Source organism: Brevibacillus sp. NPDC003359 (genome assembly GCF_042878995.1).
GTDB lineage: Bacteria > Bacillota > Bacilli > Brevibacillales > Brevibacillaceae > Brevibacillus.
This window is the reverse complement of sequence record NZ_JBIAOR010000012.1, coordinates 34,130-51,044: the sequence shown is the minus strand read 5'-3', so window position 1 is coordinate 51,044 and position 16,915 is coordinate 34,130. Positions and strand designations below refer to the sequence as shown.

Below are 16,915 nucleotides of genomic sequence, written 5' to 3'. Positions count from 1 at the left end.
TCACTTTGGTACGGGATGACTTTATGTTAAACGATTGCAGCAAGCTTCGCACGCAAATAAAAAAGGCCATCATCACTTTGGTAGGATAACGACCTTTTGTGCTTCTGCTGATTCAGTTTTTCTGCTCTAGTCTTCGTCGTCCGTTGTCCCATGTCTGCGAATGCAAAGATGCTTCTGTTAAGCTCTGGATTTCTTTTGCCTTCACGAGCCAGTTTTTCCCGCTGCTTGCGTGCTTCGCTTTTTGCCATACGTCTTTCACTCCTTTTTGACGGCTCTTACGATGAATACCGTCCTTGGTGTTATCATAGAACGCTTCCTGCATTGTTGCAACGAAAATAGTGAAATCGCCCACAACACTTGTCCACTCTTTTTTCTATTCCCTGAATAGGATAGATTGACAGGAGGTGTTGATACTCGATGAAAAAGAAAAAAATCACTGCGACACGCGTGGAAAACCAAGTGTACTCCAATAGGGTTCTACGCTCTGAATTTGATCGCAACTGGCGTACCGTGATCTCCAGAACGGGTTACGTTATTTATATTGCAACAACGAATCGGGCAAAAATAACTGTCCTGCTCTCAGATGGCTCAAGGAAATTGCTCATCTTCAGACAGGGCGGAAGAGTATTGGTTGGCGGTGGAGGTACCAGTCATTATAGCAAACCACACATTGCAAAAGATTTGTAATGTATGGGAATCGCCCTGCCCTGTATTCCTTGAGGTAGGGCGATTTTCATTGAACGGATAGCTTACTTCGTCTTAATAATCACCGTCATTTTTTGCTTCATTTTTGTGTCCTGAATCAATCCAATAAGCTCTGCTCGTTTCCACACAACAAATTTATGTTCTTGTCCGTTATGCATCTTGATCTTCATTCCATTTGGGATCACGAACATAGTATTCCGCTTTTCAACCGACTCAATATCTTTCAAGCTTAGTTCGAGAAGTTGTGTTTGAATATTGAAACTGTGTGGTTGAAAATAGAGTCTTTCACTCGTAATCGTCAACTTTCCACCTACTCCTTCCATTCCTCTGAATAGGTTGGCGGCTATATCCTCTTTGACAATCGATTCGTTTGGCCTGAGTTGCATTGCATCCTCTCCCCGTTGAAATACGAGTATGTTTTGGTTCGAATTGGTAGGCATTATATATTACCATAATTAGTCATTCGTATGTACAAATGAAAAACACAACAGATTTTGTCCACGATCTGTTGTGCCTCAATATACTAATCACGGCATCTATACTTGAATGGAGGCTCTGTCTGAATATAAAACCCATTCCGCACCTGCGCCGCCCAATTGGCAAAAACTTCTCGCCATTGAACCGTGTTAAAGAATTCATCAACCGTTTGATTATCAGAATCCCACACAATAAACGTGTTGAGTGGAGCAATACCTCCTGCCCATATTCCATTCGTGGCATCAGTGTCGTCTTCTCTGATCAATAATATGGGCAAGCCATATTGAAAAGCCATAGAAGGCTCAATTTGCAAAAAAACGGACCCTTCCCAGAAAGGAGTAGTGGAAGGAGGAGGACCTACATTCGTTTGTTTGATTTCAACGAGAAAGCGTCGAAAGTTGATTGCCAACAGCCCATAGCTGGATAAAACTAGCCGTCGTATGCTCGTCAGGATGGTTTCGGGGTACTGTTCACTTACAGGTAGTGTACGAGGAAAGAGCAAAGCATTCTCAATTTCGGAAATAAGCCGGTTTTGAAACTGACGCTGTTTGTTGTTCAACGTATTTGTCGTGCTTAAAAAAACCGGAATGCGAAAGGCGCGATCTAGGCATTCCTCGTATTTTTGGGATGAATGAAGAGCTTCCGCGCTAAAGGAATCTTTTTCGCTTCTCACATTTCTCATCTCCTTTGCTCTCTATCTTATTAGGAGAGGAGTAAATAAGATTGGACATAACACCCAGACTTCTCGGCCTTTTTTGCTACTGTTTTATCCAACGCTCACTGCCTTATTCAAAAAAAGCGCTGGAATATTCAACTACTCCTGAAACATTCGCCAAAGCATTCACTTGCAGCTCCATCGCCATAAATACCTCATCGGGTACTTCGAAAGGTGCTTTTATGCCCCATCGGGAAGCTTTCTGAAAGCCAAACTTCGGGTAATATTGTGAATGCCCGAGGACAACCACCGATTGGTATCCCAGTTCTTTGGCTTTTTGGAGGGCTTCGAGAATTAACTTCTTTCCTATGCCTTTGCTTTGGTAATCGGGTAGGACAGACACGGGGGCAAGCGCAAGTGACTCTACGCTTTGAGAGTCATTGCGAATGTTTATTTTCGACAAAAGAATATGTCCCACGATTTCTTGATTCTCTTCATCCATCGCGACTAGTGATAGCGCTGGGATGAATGAATCTGATTTTCTGATGCGAGACACCAAATCATGTTCTTTTTGGTCGCTAAACTCCGCATTCGCGAATGCACTTTTTACGACGTGTTCCGTAACAGAATAATCATCTGTATGTTCAATTCTGATTCTCAAGTTCATCGTTCCCATCTCCTAATTCCATATCGCTTGTGTTGCCCATATGTTATCGCATCTATACGGCAAAACGCCCTGCTCGTATGTCTGGAGACAGGGCGCTTTGTTTGTTTAAAGACACAAATTAATAAGTAAACTTGTTGATCAAAACTTTCAGCTCTTCCGCCAATGACGACAAGGATTGAGCGGAGGATGAGATCTCTTGCATGGATGCGAGCTGCTCCTCAGTAGAGGCTGCTACTTCCTCTGCTGTTTCAGCATTGCTTTTCGCGATGGTAACGAGCACATTGGCTGTCGCGGTTACCTCCTGAACAGCAGCAGAGATTTGTTGCGCGATTGAAGAAACCTCTGCAATATGCGGATTAGTCAATCTGGTGCTTTCCATAATGCCTTCGAACTTGTGGATCGTCTCCTCCGAAACGTTCAAGCCTTCTGCAACATCCAGTCTGACTTTTTCCATGTTGTCGACGGATTGCTTGGTTTCGCGTTGAATCTCTGTGATCAATTCAGAAATTTGCTTGGCCGATTCTTGTGATTGCTCAGCCAAGAGTCGCACCTCTGTAGCTACAACCGAAAACCCTTTGCCATGCTCACCAGCCCGTGCCGCTTCAATTGCTGCATTCAAGGCCAGCAAATTCGTCTGCTGGGCAATCCCACTGATGACATCCGAGATCGTACCGATTTCTTTCGAGCGATCATAGAGCGATTTGGTCATGCGATCCGACTCTTCTACCGATTCATGAATCGACTTCATTTGACTCATAACCTGAGCGACAAAGTTGCCTCCTTCTTCCGCCTGAACCGTAGTTTGCTGGGCAGTATCCGACAACACATTGACACTCTCTACAATCCGTGTGACCCCTTCCGAAATGTCCTGCAATGAGTGAACATTTTGGTCGATTCCGCTCGTTTGTTGTTCCGCGTTGCCAGCTACCTCCTGAACGGCTGTCGTTACAAGCTCGGTTGCTATGCTCGTCTGCTGCGCACTTGCAGTCAATTGCTCCGAAGACGCTGCTACTTGCTCCGCTCTGGCTTCGACATCTGAAATGAGAGCACGCAGGTTATCCTGCATCGTGTTAAACGCATGGCCGAGCTCACCGATCTCATCGGTTGACCGCACGTTAATCGGGTCAGTTAAAATGCCTTGGCTTACTCTGACCGCATGTACCTTCACTTCCTGGATAGAATGGAGAAGGGAACGCAGTACAGCTGCTACAATGAGTCCCCCCAGCAGCAAGCAGATCGTGATCGTCCAAAACGTTTGCGCGAAAATCGGCTGTGCAGCATCCTCAACCTCTGACAGGTACATCGACCCGGCGATTTTCCAGCCTGTAGCCGGATTCGTCACATAGTAGATCTGTTTAGGGATGCTTTGCTCTTCGAAATTGAATTTACCTGCTTCTGCTTGGTACATGTTGTCGTAAAAACTCTCTTGAGCCTGCGTTCCTGCCTGATTTTCCGGGTGGACGACATACTTCTTATTGCTGTCCACTATGATGACATCTCCATCGGAACCGATGCTGACTGAGTTTGTCAGTTGTTTGATCTGTTCAATTCCAACTGTAATGCAGATAACCCCTGCGCCATCGTCCGTCGTTCTCGCTACCGCTACCAAAACCTCACCTGATACCGCCGAAATATATGGCTCCGTTACAACGACAGTTCCCTTTTTCTCCATCGCTCTTTTGTACCAATCTCTCGTACGCGGATCAAAATCTGCCTGTACTTCTTGCTTGGGAGCTCGGAAGTACTGTCCATCAACCGTTCCCAGACTGATACTGGCTGCATCCGGATGCATGCCCATATACGAATTCATATCATGCATAATTTTTTCTTGGACATCCGCTGATTTCACGCTTGGTGTGATATCTTTTGCCAAATAATCAGCATCCTTCTTTTTGCCCTCGAACGTACTGCTGACGATGGAATTAACCAAATCGACATTTTCGTTGGCGCTGTCCATGATCTGTCTTTCAATTTCTTGTCTCGCTTGATTGTAAGCCAGGCTTCCAACAACAAGGGAAGGGACTAGCAGAATCAAGAGAAACGTGATGATTAATTTGGTTCGATAACTTCTGAACCAATTTGATAAGTTCACTCTCACTTCATTTCATCTTCTTTCTAAGTTGTATTAGGATAAACGATTCACGGTAGAGAAATCCTAATTTTTTATATCGGTAACGGAGGAAGGTTAATTAAGTAAAAAATATATAGAACTGTAATAGTATAAAAAAAGCCGGGATTATACCGCCCCCGAAGACATAAGAAAACCGCCCTGCTTATGCGTGATAGGCAGGGCGGTCGGTATTGGCTGGCTTATTTAGTAGCGAAATTTATTGATCATCGCATTCAGCTCTTCCGCCAATGATGACAGGGATTGGGCAGATGCTGAAACTTCTTGCATCGATGCGAGCTGCTCTTCAGTAGAAGCGGCTACTTCCTCTGCGGTTTCTGCATTGCCTTTTGCAATCATCGCCAACTCGTTCGCTGTCACCTTCACTTCCGCAACAGTCGCTACGATTTGTTGTGCGATCGACGAAACCTCCTCAATCCGCGGATTCGTTTGTTTGGTGCTTGTCAAAATTTCCCCGAATTTATCAATCGTACCTTTAGAAATTCGCAAGCCTTCCGTAACATCGCGTCAACCGCGCTTCATCTTCCCCAAGCGGATGAACTGTTCGTCACGTGCACGAAGCTTTTCTGAGACAGACGTATCCGTATACGAGTAAATACCCGCTCCGGTCTTGGTGCCGAGATTGCCTTCTGCTACTCGTTCCTCAATGATGGCGGGTGCTTTTGTCGAGGCATCCAGCTCAGGCGCCAGGTTATCCATCACGCGCTTCCACGTATCGAGTCCGCCAAAATCTGCCGTCTCAATAGGCCCGACAAATGCCCAACGGAAGCCAATTCCATCCTTCATCACCGTATCGATCTGGGCTGCATCTGCCACGCATTCTGCGAGCAAATGAAAAGCTTCTCTCATCAAAGCTGTTTGCAGCCGATTGGCGATAAAGCCCGGTACATCCTTTTTCAACAAAACGGGGGACTTCCCGATTTCTAGCATCAACTGCATGGTTTTTTGAACCACTTCCTGCGCGGTCTTCTCGTGCCTGACTACCTCGACCAACGGAACCAATTGGGCCGGATTGAAAAAATGTGTAATCATATAGCGTTGTGGCGTGGTTGCTTTTTCTATTAGTCGTGCTATCGAAAACGTAGACGTATTGGAAGCAATAATGGCATCTGGCTTCGCGTATTGCTCCAGTTTTTCAAAGAGCTCCCACTTTAGCTCGATGACTTCTGGTACTGCTTCTGTTATGACTTCTGCATCAGATACTGCCGCTCGCAAATTTGTGGTCAGAACGATGTGCTCGAGCGCTTCTACTCTAGACTGGTCTGAAATCACTCCCTCTGCAACTAGTAGGGAAAGGCTATGCTCGATGCTAGCTCTCGCTTTCATCAAAAACTCTTCCTGCAAATCGTAAAGAGAAACACGAAATCCAGCCAATGCGTATAACTGTGCAATTCCATGTCCCATAACACCTGATCCGATAACAGCCGCATGCTTTTCCATAGAAAGAGCCTCCCAGGGTGAATTAGGTTTACGAACAAAGCTTCTACGATCAAATACCTAGTTCCTGCCCAGCAAATCCTACTACTTTTATCGAATTTCATCCCTATGGCGCTTGCTGGGGAAGTCAAATTTTTGTACCATAAAAAAACATGTTTACAAATACAATTATTAGAATATAACGTTTCGTATCCGGAGGTACATATGAAACTACTGAATAAAGTCGTGGTCATCACAGGAGCCAGTCGAGGATTGGGTCTTGAAATGGCAAATGCTTTGGCAAATGAAGGAGCGATTGTTTGGGCAACCTCTCGAACCGCACCTCATCCGAACGAAATCACTCACTGTGCACCGGGAAGTGTGACGGATGTACAGCTAGACGTGACAGACGAGCAAAGTGTATTAACCCTCTTTGGTCATGTCCAAAGGTTATACGGACGTCTAGATGTCCTCGTCAACAATGCAGGAGTCGGCGTGTTTAAGCCTGTTGAACAAACAAGCTTAGAAGAATGGGAAAATGTTTTCCGCACCAATGTTACCGGATTATTTCTTTGCAGCCGTGAAGGGTACAAGATAATGAAAGCTCACGGAGGCCGAATCATCAATATCTCTAGTGTCTCAGGGTATATTCCCATTGCGGAAAACGGTGTGTATGGTGCTTCGAAATTTGCCGTCCAAGGCTTTTCCCAAATTTGCAATGAAGAATGGAAAAACGACAATGTGAGAGTCTCCACCATTTTTCCCGGCGCCGTTCATACAAACATGACGGAAGACCGGCATTTTTTTGATCCGAGTGCGATGCTCGTCCCAAAAGATGTGGCAGATACCGTGTTAGATATCGCCTCCCGTCCCCTCCACGTTCGCATCGATGAAGTCAAAATCCTTCCGCCTAAAGGCGTTCTCTAAATGAAAAACTAAAAGGAGAGTTTACCTATGCAGCAAGTAGCAATCATCACCGGAGCAGGTAATGGGATCGGGGCCGCAGCAGCAAAGCTTTTGGCTCAGCATGAGGTCCGTGTCGCTGTCCTTGATGTAATAGAAGAACAGGCACAGTTGGTCGCCCAAGAAATCAAGCAAGCAGGCGGTCAAGCCTTGCCCATTTGCTGTGATGTCGCCCAACGAGAGCAGGTTGAAGAAGCCATCCAGCTTGTAGAATCGCTTTTCGGAGATATCACCATCTTGATCAACAATGCAGGAGTTGGCGGTCCATTCCACCGAGTGGACGAAGTCTCCGATGAAGAATGGGATTGGATCATGAATACCAACTTGAAGAGTGTATTCCTATTTTGCAGAAACCTGTTGCCCAAGATGAAAGAAAGAAACTACGGTCGGATCGTAAACATCGCTTCCATTCAGGGCTTGCTAGGCTCTGCCCATTCATCCACCTACGTCGCTTCCAAACACGGCATGATCGGCTATACAAAAACAATTGCCTCAGAATGGGGAGAACACGGGATTACATGCAATGCCATCTGTCCGGGATATGTAGATACGGCTATGGGGGTACGTCCGGAGGATATTTCGGATTACATGCACCGGGTCATCGCCAAAAGTCCAGTGAAACGCGTAGCTCAGCCCTTGGAAATCGCCCAGATGATTTACCATCTCGTCGGACCACATAGCGGGTACATCAACGGAGCGAGCATCACCATGGACGGCGGGATTAGTAGTCATATAGGGATTACGGATCAGTTGTCCTAGTAAGGACATATAGAAAAAGCCGCACGCTCGGTCAGCTTCCACCGGGCATGCGGCCTGTCTTTCCTCCACCCTTATAGTCCAAATAAGTCATCCAGAAAACCACCGCAACTGTGATGCCTACAGAAACTTTTTTACTTATTCCCATGCTAACGTCAAGATCGAAAAAACTGAATGCTAACAGTACAAGAAGTATAACCAAGAGAATTTTTTTGATAATATCACCTCATTCATCCTACTAAAAGGAGCAGAGCCATCTGCTAGTCCATTCCACGAAAAAGCTATCAATTTACCAAAGATCTCACTTACTTATACTTTCTTTTAACCATCGTACAGATCTTGTTACCTGATCACATTCCTCTTGCAAGCCAAGCGCAGTAGTCAAGGGCAAGAACATATGCCGATATGTGCTTCTCAATTTTACTTATTTATTTGGTTACCTGTTTCGTCGTGTTCAATGCGTTCCTCCAATCATAATAGAATTATTGGATTCTGATTAATTTTGTTTAATCTCATTAATTTCATTTGAAGAATATAATCTAAATTCGCCTATTACAGTTTTTCCATCTGATTCATACAGTGGGATCGGTCTGTAACCAGTAGCTTCTGTAATTTTTTGAAAAGCAATTGCCTCTTCTGGTGAAGAAACCGGTGGCCTTAGATCGGAAATATTTACATATCCTTCAACCCCATTTTCGCCCGTTGCCTCAAGCAAGTCTGGTTCTTGTGATGGTTCTATTGTTAAAGGATCGCTTCCATAAGTTTGTCCTTGTTCGTTGATTGGATAATTAGGAGTTGAATTTGCATTTAAAGTAAGTACAGTAGGTATACCAATGATAGTTAGTTCAAAATTGCGCCCAAAACTGTGATGTTTTTCTTCTTCATAATCAACACACTCCCTTTCTTTGATGCTTTCTAATGTTAATACAACGGATGATCGGCAGGTGCTAAGGGTTTGTTCAAAAAATCTGTCTCTGCTTTCAGCACAAGAAAGTTCAATGTCTCTTAGGCAATTGGAAATCATAATCTGGATTTATTAGTAAAATATAACTTACTCTGGTAGATTAACACGGTTATTGTAGGGAATGCTGTCGAATTGTGTTGTTCATATGAAGTTCTAATTTAGTTATGTTATCCAAATTACACTTCCTCTTGTAATTGACGGAAATAGCTTGTACAGTGTTTCATAAATTTACACAATATTACATCACCAAGCACTTGGGAATAGTAGTTTCGAAAATTATCTCTAAACGAATTAGCCCCCATCTCGTAACGTGCCCCCCTTAAAGTAGACATTGGAAATTGCCCAGATGATTTACCATCTCGTCGGACCACATAGCGGGTACATCAACGGAGCGAGCATCACTATGGACGGCGGGATTAGTAGTCATATAGGGATTACGGATCAGTTGTCCTAGTAAGGACACATAGAAAAAGCCGCACGCTCGGTTAGCTTCCACCGGGCATGCGGCCTTTTTTCCACCTATAAAAAGCGGCGATGCACTTTCTTGCCGTCGTACGTAAACAACACTTGTCGGTCCTCCACCATCGATTCCAGGTGAATGGATTTTCCCCACATGGTATAGATGTAAGGCAAGGTTTTTTCTACGTATTTGACATCCAGCTCCAGCCCCTCGAAATGATGCTTCAAGTACAGCTCGCCGGAGCGTAAGTAATCTCCATCGTGTACGAGTACATAAGGGAATCCCCCGTTAACCCGCGTGCCCGCAAGTCCATCGCGTACATTCTCCCACTGCTTTTCCGCGACAACCCAATCGTTGCCCTGCTTGCCGAACATATACAAATCCAGATCACTGACGAGGTCCTTGGTCAGGAAGTTGCGAATGAAGCTGATGTCGGACTCCAGCTCACGCACCTCGAAAATTTTCGCGCGTCCCTCCCCTGGCTTGCGTCCGAAGCGCTCCTGTTCTTCCTTCGTCGGATTATCCCAGCGCTTTTCAATGTCCTCCAAAATTTTCAGACCCAAATGATACGGATTAATGCTCGTCGTCGAAGGCTGAATGACGGAGGAATGCAGCTTGGCAAATTCAATCGTCTCCGATTCCGTCAGCTCCATTTCCCGCAGGATGCGCATGTGCCAGTAGGTGGCCCAGCCTTCATTCATGATCTTCGTCTCCATCTGCGGCCAGAAATACAGCATCTCATCCCGGATGATCGTCAGCACATCCCGCTGCCAATCGTCTAGGATATTGCTGTATTCCATAATGAACAGCAGCAGGTCTTTTTCCGGCTCTAGCGGGAATTTGCGTGGTGCTTTTACCGGCTCGGCATCTTCTTTTCCTCTGCGGTCCAACCCCCAGAGATCGTCATATGGGGAGTGCCGTTCGTTCTTCGTCTTTTTGCTCGGATCCTCTGGGTCTCGTTTCCAACGCAGCTTCGGACGTAACAAGCTCGGATCGATGTGCTCCTGAATCGCCAAGCTCGCATCGAGCAAATTCTCGACAGCCTCCTTGCCATACTCGATCTCATACTGGCGAATCCGCTCTCCGCTGGCCGCCATGCTTTCGACCATATCCCGATTCGTGTTGGAGAAGCGCATATTGTTTTTGAAAAAGTCGCAATGAGCAAGGACGTGAGCCACAATGAGCTTGTTTTGGATCAAGGAATTGCCGTCCAAAAGAAACGCGTAACAAGGATTGGAGTTGATGACGAGCTCGTAGATTTTACTCAGATTCAGGTCATATTGCAGTTTCATACGATAGAACGACTTCCCAAAGCTCCAATGAGAAAATCTGGTGGGCATTCCATACGCGCCAAATGTATAAATGATGTCAGACGGGCATATCTCGTATCGCATCGGGTAAAAATCGAGATTGAACCCTTTGGCGATCTCGGTAATTTCGTCAATGGATCGCTCCAGTTCTTTTCGCTCGTCGTTGGTCAAATCGTTTCGCCTCCCCCTTTTGCCGTCGGTCTACTTTATGTATATGGAGGACCGGGGTAAAAGACGCCAGCCTTCCGAAGAAAAAAAGGCATCCCCGATAGGAGACACCCTTGATTTGTTTTTCAGTCTACCTTCTTAACCCTTGAACCAGTCGCGTACACCAGAATAAATAAGAGCTCCTGCGAATACGACCACAGCGGTGAGACCAACTCCATCTATTAGCGGGTCCAATCCATTAAGGAAGGAACCAGCTACCGGTGCTTTCAGCAATGCGTAGCCACCGAGGAGACCACCTACGTTGGAAATCCATTTGTTCATCTTACGTCACCTCCCGTCGCAGCAGCCTGTAAGCGTTGCCACTGCGATACTTTACTTTATGACGGAGGTTGACAAGCGGCTTGTATGGTAGTCCAAGGCGTGTTCACCAAATTACAATTGGGCTTTAGCGGTTGTTCAAAAAATCGACTTTTGATCACGAAGTAATTCTGCATGCATATTCGACATCGAAAATGACGTTCACCTTCAAAGTCCGGTGCTCATGTAGGATGCCTACACTCCGCTCCTCCTTTTTCAGGTTCTCGTCACTTTCTCGGTGCTGAAAAGCCGACTTTTTGAACTTGGATTTTTGCGTTAAAATAAAGAACGGACAAATGTACAGGTTATATGAATAAAGGAGTGACGCACTCATGAAGCTGTTTTTGATGCTTGGCAGTATCAGTGGATTTCTTTCGGTTGCGTTAGGAGCATTCGGAGCACATGCACTGAAGGAAAAACTAGACGCCTATTCGCTGGGCATTTTCCATACGGGCGTGACCTATCAGACGACACATGCGCTGGCTCTGGTGCTGGTTGCCCTGTTGCTTAAATGGTACCCGGATTCTTCCGGCCTCGTCTGGGCAGGCTGGTGCTTTGCAGCCGGAACCCTGATCTTCTCCGGCAGTCTCTACACACTGGCAATGACCGGAATCAAGGTGCTTGGTGCGATTACGCCGATTGGTGGAGTATTGTTCCTCGCTGGGTGGGCTCTGCTTGCGATTCATGCTTGGAAAACCGTGTCGTAGACAAAAGTATCCATATACTTGCAAAAGGTTGGGATTTTTACTCCCAGCCTTTTTTTCTGGCCCACGTATTCTACATCGGTCACATGCCTGCTTACATGCGGTGCGCCAGCTGCTGACACCCTCCATAGACGATTGCCATATGCTGTAGGGTTAGCAGTTACCCCAATCACAAGGAGAGGAAATCATGACAAAGCCCTCCTATACACGCCCCTCGTACTTTTATGGCGGGATACCAGATGTCTACATGCAGATGGGGTACTATCCGTTTCCCACTCCTTCTGCTACGGAACAGCTGAGTCGGAGTATTCACATTCCGTATGCGATGTCGATGGCAGATCAATGTAAATACTTCATGGGGCAATCGGAAAAAATGATCGTGGGCGATGGTGCTATTGGGATCGCTTCCTTATCGAATCCCTTACGCTCTGGTGTTCATCTATTTGTCAATCACTGGATGATCACCAATCCATCCCCGCACCCGATAGAAGCACATTTCTTGTTTGGCAAAGCCTCCTCCCTCACTGGTGCGACTCTCTCACGTCAAGTGACAGCAGGTTATGTCCAACTACCCGCTTGTCCCGTCGCCCAAGGACAACTCTTGTATGGCGCTGGTATGACCGATACGTTCTCGGATCATATCCACACCGCCACACGAATCATTCCGGCGTCTTCCACCGCTGAGGCGACCCCTGGCGGACAATGGATTCTCGGACCAGGAATGGCACTCATCGTTCGCGTTCCAAACACAGGTGAGAAGACATCTTTTTATTTTTCGATAGACTGGTGGGAACAACCCGTATATGGGTAGCTCTCACCAGAATGCTTGGCGGAGGGCGGACAAGTCTAGCGGCAACAAAAAAAGGAACCCCAAAGGAGTTCCCTGTCATTTCACTTTGTATTTTTCCTACACCATGTTGAAAAGCCAATTTTCACGTGTTAAAATGAGAATTGGTCTGTTGGTCAATCATTAAAATTCAAATATTTTATCTCCAATATAATAGTACCACATTCACTTTCGATTGTCAAAGCTTCAGGCCAAAAATGGGGAACGAAAAAGGAGCGGTACCATGAGCGTGACTGATCAAGACAGGAAAGACGAACAACAACGTGTTGAGGGAGTCATCTCAGAGATAAAGAACCGAATAGATGACCTCAAAGAGCATGTGAATGTCGTGAGCGAGGATATCATCGGAATTCGCAAGCATTTTTGGGACGATGTGACAGTCAACTTCGAGGATGCCATCGAAGCTGTGGAGACTTACGCCAGTATCAAGCAGCAAGCGGAGGTCCTGTCCGAGCGTGAACGTATCCATCGCCATGCCCAAAATCAGTTGCGTACGATGCAGCGATTGTTGCACTCTCCCTATTTTGGCAGGATTGATTTTCAAGAGGAGCAGGAACCGAAGCCAGATGCCATCTATCTCGGCATCGCATCCTTGCTGGATAAAAACGACGAGGAGTTTCTCGTCTATGACTGGCGCGCTCCGATCTCCAGTCTGTATTACGACTATTCGCCGGGGCCGGCAGAGTACAATACCCCAAGCGGAAACGTAAATGGAGAAATTACGTGCAAAAGACAATACATCATTCGCGACGGCAAATTGCTACACCTGTTCGATACAGGCGTGACGATTGGCGACGAGCTGCTTCAGGAGGTACTCGGCAAACAGGCCGACTCGCAGATGAAAAGCATCGTGGCTACGATCCAGCGGGATCAAAACCGCATCATCCGAAATGAACGCAGCCGACTTGTCATCGTCTCTGGAGCTGCCGGTAGCGGAAAAACATCTGCGGCTTTGCAACGAATCGCTTATTTGTTATACCGTTACCGCAAAACATTGACCGCGGAGCAAATCGTCTTGTTCTCGCCTAACTCCTTGTTCAACAGCTACGTCTCGACCGTTCTTCCTGAGCTCGGCGAGGAAAATATGCAACAAACGACTTTTCAGGAATACGCCGAGCACCGTCTCGGTGACGACTTCCGCCTGGAAAACCCGCTAGAACAGATGGAGTATGTACTGACAGCAAGTGATCAGTCTGGATACGAGGCGCGTCTGGAAGGAATCCGTTTCAAATCAAGCGCCTTGTTTTTGCAGGCCATGAACGAATACGCGAATAGCTTGAAGCAATCTGGTATCATGTTTCGTCCCGTTACATTTAGAGACAAGACACTGATCAGTGATGCGCACATCCATGAGCTATTTTATTCTCTCGATACGAGTCTGCCGATCCCCAATCGAATGGTACTCGTTGCGAAATCACTGCTGGCAGAGCTGAAAAAACTGGAACAGCGTGAACGCTCAAAACCATGGGTAGAAGATGAAATGGAGTTACTTGACCGAGACGCTTACGTAGCTGCCTATCAATCGTTGCGCCGCAAAAAGCAGTTTCGAGAGGATACCTTCGATGACTACGAACGCGAGCAGGAGCTCTTGGCCACCTGGATCGTCAAAAAGCAGTTCAAGCCCCTGCGTGATTTTATCCGGGAGCTTCAATTTATAGATACTCGCGCTATTTACCGCGAGCTCTTCATGTCACCAGACTTGCTGGGGACGTTGGTACCAAACACTCTCCAACACGATGTAATGGACAAATGGCCCGCAGTGTGCGAACAGACAGTAGGGCGTTTAGAACAACAGTTTTTGGCTTGCGAAGACATCCCTTCCTATCTGTATTTGCAGGAACGATTGGAAGGCAAGCAGACGAACAACCTCGTCCGTCATGTATTTCTCGATGAAGCCCAGGACTACTCCGCTTTTCAGTTCGCTCTCATCAAGAGCTTGTTTCCACGTGCCAAAATGACCGTGCTGGGAGACTGGAATCAGGCGATTTACGCCCATGCGTATCATCAGGATAGCTTTGATGCTGTCACATCCCTGTTTGAGCCTGAAGAGACGGAGACCTTCGTCCTGACCAAAAGCTACCGCTCCACCTATCCCATCGTCTTGTTTACACGACAGCTTTTACGAGATGGGAATGCGATTGAGCCTTTTATGCGCGACGGTCGCTTGCCAACCATCACCAAACTGACATCGCCTCAAGCTCATGCCGATCAAATCGAAGCACGCATACGTGAGCTCACCGATCATGGTCATCAGACGATCGCTGTCATTACGAAAACGTTAGATGAAGCCCAAGTCGTTCATGACGCTTTACAAGAGAGATTGCCGATTCGCTTGATCAAGCCCACTACTCTTTCCTTTGAGAAAGGGATCTTGATCATTCCCGCTTACTTGGCAAAAGGGGTCGAGTTCGATGCAGTAATCCTTTATGATGCTTCCGCCACATGCTATGGCGAAGAAAGCGAACGCAAGCTTTTTTACACAGCATGTACACGAGCCATGCACGAGCTGCACCTTTACTATTCAGGTGAAAAAAGCCCATTTTTAGAGGGCATTTCTCCTGAGTGTTACGAGCTGTTTATTTAACACAAAAAAGAGATCCAGCTGACCGCTTACTGGTTCAGCCGGATCTCTTTTTCACCTTTTTAGACCCACACAAATCGTGACAAGCAGCAGGATCAAATTCAGCTCATAACCGCCAACAAACCCTTTCGCCCATTTCACTGTCACAATTGCTCCTGCCATGATCGCAGCTAATCCCCAGGCAGCATATCTCGCCCCGACCCCGATGATCAGAGCGAGACCACCGATCAGTTCTACGATCAACACCAGATAGGCCAGCCACCCCGGCAAGCCGAGATCTCCAAACGTCGTCACAACAACAGCCATCCCTTTTTGCAGTTTGGCTATGCCATGGATGAAAAACAAGATTCCCGTCCCGATCCGTAATAAAGCAAACGCTTTTTCGTAAGCCATCTTGTCTTTTTCTCCCTCCCCTCCACCACTACCATATGCCCACTTGCGTACAATCAGTCTTGTGCTCTCCGGCGGGACAACAGTTCAAAGCTCTGGTGCTTACAACGAGGGCAGCCGCGTTTTTTCAATTGTTCTATCGTCACTATTTTTGCCTGTGCCCCTACCTGGATCGATCTTTTGCAACGCTTGCATTGATACTCACGCTTGGAAGGAGTCTCTTCGCCTGTGTACAGCGACTCCAGAAATGGATGCTTGATCGTCGGAGCCGTCAGCTCTGTGGTGGTGAGCACGATCATCTGTCCCTTATTTCCAATCATTTGCGCCGCTTCGTATTCATTGAAATGACTGAGCACCTCTCGTACGGTCAAGCCTGCCAGCACAAACTCCCGTTGCATATTCAGCGTAAAATCGGGCGATTTATGTGCAAAGGACAGGAAAATGGACAGTCCTTTTTGCTTTTGCAGCCCACTGATTCCACGGGATAAAAACAAAGCCATTCCTTGCAGCGTATAAGGTGGATCGGTGAAAAAGCAATCGTACCCACCCTGCAGCTTCTTCGGCAGCGGCTGTCGCAAATCAGCCTGATGGCAGGCTACGGACAATGATTTTTGCTTGGACACATCCGTAATGTACTGGAGAAATCGTTCATCGATATCCACCACATCGATTCGTTCTGGACGCTCTAGACCTGTTGGAAACAAACGCTTGAGCAAAAGCCCCAGCGAGATGCTGACCAAATCATCATCGCCGACGCATAGTATTTTTTTGCCGACCAAGCTCTGATTCCGCAAGCATAAGATCGCCCTGCGCAAGCTCGTCTCAACTGTGCATTTGGACTGATCGATCTGTACATCGACTTGCGGACGACCGGCAAAAATCGCCTCCATCTCCTCTTGCAAGTCAGCCAGCTCGGTTTTCCAAGCTTCGTCGTCTCTCATCAGCTTCTCGTACAGCTCTCGATCCAGCCCGCCATATCCTAGCTTTTGCTCAATGAACACCTCCCCTTCTGCGGTGCATCTCACCCCGCTTCCCTGCAATATGGTTCCTGCCTTGATCAGCTCTTTTTTGATGGCAGTCGCCACAGGCATAGGCAAGAGTACCTTTCTCGCCAGTTCTTTCGTAGGCAAATCCGGATGAAAATAACACGCAAGCAGAAACTGCTCGATTACACGCTGCCCTTCTTGCAAACGTACTTGTTTATAGGTGTCTTCGATATAATTTTTCATATGTGGAGAACCTCTTTTCAAAAGGGATGGATCCATCGCTGCATGCAAAAAGGCAGAGCATGAACATTCGTTCATCTCCGCCTTGAGGGCATACGTTCGCTACGTGCGCGTGGATAGTCACGCAAAAAAACCGTGCGT

General features: G+C 46.8%; 18 protein-coding genes. 6 read left to right on the top strand and 12 right to left on the bottom strand.

All coding sequences use genetic code 11. From position 1 onward, the window contains the following. Window positions 1-26 precede the first annotated feature (26 nt). Window positions 27-248 carry a hypothetical protein gene (locus ACFYU8_RS23255; RefSeq protein WP_390304252.1) on the bottom strand — a complete coding sequence of 74 codons (222 nt, stop codon included), beginning with the start codon at window positions 246-248 and terminating at the stop codon, window positions 27-29. Window positions 249-417: 169 nt separating this feature from the next. Between ACFYU8_RS23255 and ACFYU8_RS23250 the strand changes: the two genes are divergently transcribed. Beyond that, window positions 418-687 carry a hypothetical protein gene (locus ACFYU8_RS23250; protein WP_390304250.1) on the top strand — a complete coding sequence of 90 codons (270 nt, stop codon included), beginning with the start codon at window positions 418-420 and terminating at the stop codon, window positions 685-687. Window positions 688-749: 62 nt separating this feature from the next. Here the strand turns inward: ACFYU8_RS23250 and ACFYU8_RS23245 are convergent, their stop codons facing one another. The 6 genes from ACFYU8_RS23245 to ACFYU8_RS23220 form a co-directional block, all read right to left on the bottom strand. Then, window positions 750-1,091 (bottom strand): GRAM domain-containing protein, encoded by a 342-nt coding sequence (locus tag ACFYU8_RS23245; protein WP_390304248.1) that lies wholly within the window; start codon window positions 1,089-1,091, stop codon window positions 750-752. A 137-nt stretch (window positions 1,092-1,228) separates the two neighbouring features. Beyond that, window positions 1,229-1,864: a hypothetical protein gene (locus ACFYU8_RS23240; RefSeq protein WP_390304247.1), complete on the bottom strand. Its 636-nt coding sequence runs from the start codon at window positions 1,862-1,864 to the stop codon at window positions 1,229-1,231. Window positions 1,865-1,967: 103 nt separating this feature from the next. Continuing rightward, window positions 1,968-2,504: a GNAT family N-acetyltransferase gene (locus ACFYU8_RS23235; protein ID WP_390304245.1), complete on the bottom strand. Its 537-nt coding sequence runs from the start codon at window positions 2,502-2,504 to the stop codon at window positions 1,968-1,970. 118 nt (window positions 2,505-2,622) lie between these two features. Next, on the bottom strand, window positions 2,623-4,602 hold the full coding sequence (locus ACFYU8_RS23230; protein ID WP_390304243.1) for a methyl-accepting chemotaxis protein: 1,980 nt from the start codon (window positions 4,600-4,602) through the stop codon (window positions 2,623-2,625). Between the two features lie 216 nt (window positions 4,603-4,818). Beyond that, complete coding sequence (locus tag ACFYU8_RS23225; RefSeq protein ID WP_390304241.1) at window positions 4,819-5,121, bottom strand: hypothetical protein; 303 nt, start codon at window positions 5,119-5,121, stop codon at window positions 4,819-4,821. An 18-nt stretch (window positions 5,122-5,139) separates the two neighbouring features. Then, window positions 5,140-6,072, bottom strand: a complete 933-nt coding sequence (locus tag ACFYU8_RS23220; RefSeq protein WP_390304239.1) for a 3-hydroxyacyl-CoA dehydrogenase family protein — start codon at window positions 6,070-6,072, stop codon at window positions 5,140-5,142. A gap of 201 nt (window positions 6,073-6,273) precedes the next feature. Between ACFYU8_RS23220 and ACFYU8_RS23215 the strand changes: the two genes are divergently transcribed. Both ACFYU8_RS23215 and ACFYU8_RS23210 read left to right on the top strand, forming a co-directional pair. After that, the gene (locus ACFYU8_RS23215; RefSeq protein ID WP_390304237.1) at window positions 6,274-6,975 is read left to right on the top strand and encodes an SDR family oxidoreductase; all 702 of its coding nucleotides are present in this window, start codon (window positions 6,274-6,276) and stop codon (window positions 6,973-6,975) included. A 27-nt stretch (window positions 6,976-7,002) separates the two neighbouring features. After that, window positions 7,003-7,770 carry an SDR family NAD(P)-dependent oxidoreductase gene (locus ACFYU8_RS23210; protein ID WP_390304235.1) on the top strand — a complete coding sequence of 256 codons (768 nt, stop codon included), beginning with the start codon at window positions 7,003-7,005 and terminating at the stop codon, window positions 7,768-7,770. Window positions 7,771-8,263: 493 nt separating this feature from the next. Here the strand turns inward: ACFYU8_RS23210 and ACFYU8_RS23205 are convergent, their stop codons facing one another. The 3 genes from ACFYU8_RS23205 to ACFYU8_RS23195 form a co-directional block, all read right to left on the bottom strand. Beyond that, complete coding sequence (locus tag ACFYU8_RS23205; protein ID WP_390304233.1) at window positions 8,264-8,791, bottom strand: hypothetical protein; 528 nt, start codon at window positions 8,789-8,791, stop codon at window positions 8,264-8,266. Between the two features lie 459 nt (window positions 8,792-9,250). Then, window positions 9,251-10,672 (bottom strand): SpoVR family protein, encoded by a 1,422-nt coding sequence (locus ACFYU8_RS23200; RefSeq protein ID WP_390304231.1) that lies wholly within the window; start codon window positions 10,670-10,672, stop codon window positions 9,251-9,253. Between the two features lie 135 nt (window positions 10,673-10,807). Further along, a complete protein-coding gene (locus ACFYU8_RS23195) occupies window positions 10,808-10,990 on the bottom strand; it encodes a hypothetical protein (RefSeq protein ID WP_069846451.1) in 183 nt (60 codons plus the stop codon). 368 nt (window positions 10,991-11,358) lie between these two features. Here ACFYU8_RS23195 and ACFYU8_RS23190 point away from each other — a divergent pair, with 368 nt between their 5' ends. The 3 genes from ACFYU8_RS23190 (at window position 11,359) to helD (ending at window position 15,161) form a co-directional block, all read left to right on the top strand. Next, entirely contained in the window at window positions 11,359-11,733 is a 375-nt protein-coding gene (locus ACFYU8_RS23190; RefSeq protein WP_056497169.1) for a DUF423 domain-containing protein, read from the top strand. Between the two features lie 184 nt (window positions 11,734-11,917). Continuing rightward, entirely contained in the window at window positions 11,918-12,541 is a 624-nt protein-coding gene (locus ACFYU8_RS23185; RefSeq protein ID WP_390304229.1) for a DUF6143 family protein, read from the top strand. A gap of 259 nt (window positions 12,542-12,800) precedes the next feature. Beyond that, window positions 12,801-15,161, top strand: a complete 2,361-nt coding sequence (gene helD / locus ACFYU8_RS23180) for an RNA polymerase recycling motor HelD (protein WP_390304227.1) — start codon at window positions 12,801-12,803, stop codon at window positions 15,159-15,161. Between the two features lie 51 nt (window positions 15,162-15,212). Here helD and ACFYU8_RS23175 read toward each other — a convergent pair whose 3' ends face one another. Together ACFYU8_RS23175 and ACFYU8_RS23170 are read right to left on the bottom strand one after the other, a co-directional pair. Then, entirely contained in the window at window positions 15,213-15,551 is a 339-nt protein-coding gene (locus tag ACFYU8_RS23175; RefSeq protein ID WP_007722256.1) for a DoxX family protein, read from the bottom strand. Between the two features lie 53 nt (window positions 15,552-15,604). Next, a complete protein-coding gene (locus tag ACFYU8_RS23170; protein ID WP_390304225.1) occupies window positions 15,605-16,777 on the bottom strand; it encodes a bis-aminopropyl spermidine synthase family protein in 1,173 nt (390 codons plus the stop codon). Window positions 16,778-16,915: the final 138 nt, after the last annotated feature.

Bases quoted from the DNA above. Each gene is read 5' to 3' on its own strand.
- ACFYU8_RS23190 (WP_056497169.1), top strand. From the start codon at position 11,359: ATGAAGCTGTTTTTGATGCTTGGCAGTATCAGTGGATTTCTTTCGGTT.
- ACFYU8_RS23250 (WP_390304250.1), top strand. From the start codon at position 418: ATGAAAAAGAAAAAAATCACTGCGACACGCGTGGAAAACCAAGTGTAC.
- ACFYU8_RS23205 (WP_390304233.1), bottom strand. From the start codon at position 8,791: ATGATTTCCAATTGCCTAAGAGACATTGAACTTTCTTGTGCTGAAAGC.
- ACFYU8_RS23210 (WP_390304235.1), top strand. From the start codon at position 7,003: ATGCAGCAAGTAGCAATCATCACCGGAGCAGGTAATGGGATCGGGGCC.
- ACFYU8_RS23235 (WP_390304245.1), bottom strand. From the start codon at position 2,504: ATGAACTTGAGAATCAGAATTGAACATACAGATGATTATTCTGTTACG.
- ACFYU8_RS23195 (WP_069846451.1), bottom strand. From the start codon at position 10,990: ATGAACAAATGGATTTCCAACGTAGGTGGTCTCCTCGGTGGCTACGCA.
- ACFYU8_RS23220 (WP_390304239.1), bottom strand. From the start codon at position 6,072: ATGGAAAAGCATGCGGCTGTTATCGGATCAGGTGTTATGGGACATGGA.
- ACFYU8_RS23215 (WP_390304237.1), top strand. From the start codon at position 6,274: ATGAAACTACTGAATAAAGTCGTGGTCATCACAGGAGCCAGTCGAGGA.
- ACFYU8_RS23245 (WP_390304248.1), bottom strand. From the start codon at position 1,091: ATGCAACTCAGGCCAAACGAATCGATTGTCAAAGAGGATATAGCCGCC.
- ACFYU8_RS23255 (WP_390304252.1), bottom strand. From the start codon at position 248: ATGGCAAAAAGCGAAGCACGCAAGCAGCGGGAAAAACTGGCTCGTGAA.
- ACFYU8_RS23175 (WP_007722256.1), bottom strand. From the start codon at position 15,551: ATGGCTTACGAAAAAGCGTTTGCTTTATTACGGATCGGGACGGGAATC.
- ACFYU8_RS23240 (WP_390304247.1), bottom strand. From the start codon at position 1,864: ATGAGAAATGTGAGAAGCGAAAAAGATTCCTTTAGCGCGGAAGCTCTT.
- helD (WP_390304227.1), top strand. From the start codon at position 12,801: ATGAGCGTGACTGATCAAGACAGGAAAGACGAACAACAACGTGTTGAG.
- ACFYU8_RS23170 (WP_390304225.1), bottom strand. From the start codon at position 16,777: ATGAAAAATTATATCGAAGACACCTATAAACAAGTACGTTTGCAAGAA.
- ACFYU8_RS23185 (WP_390304229.1), top strand. From the start codon at position 11,918: ATGACAAAGCCCTCCTATACACGCCCCTCGTACTTTTATGGCGGGATA.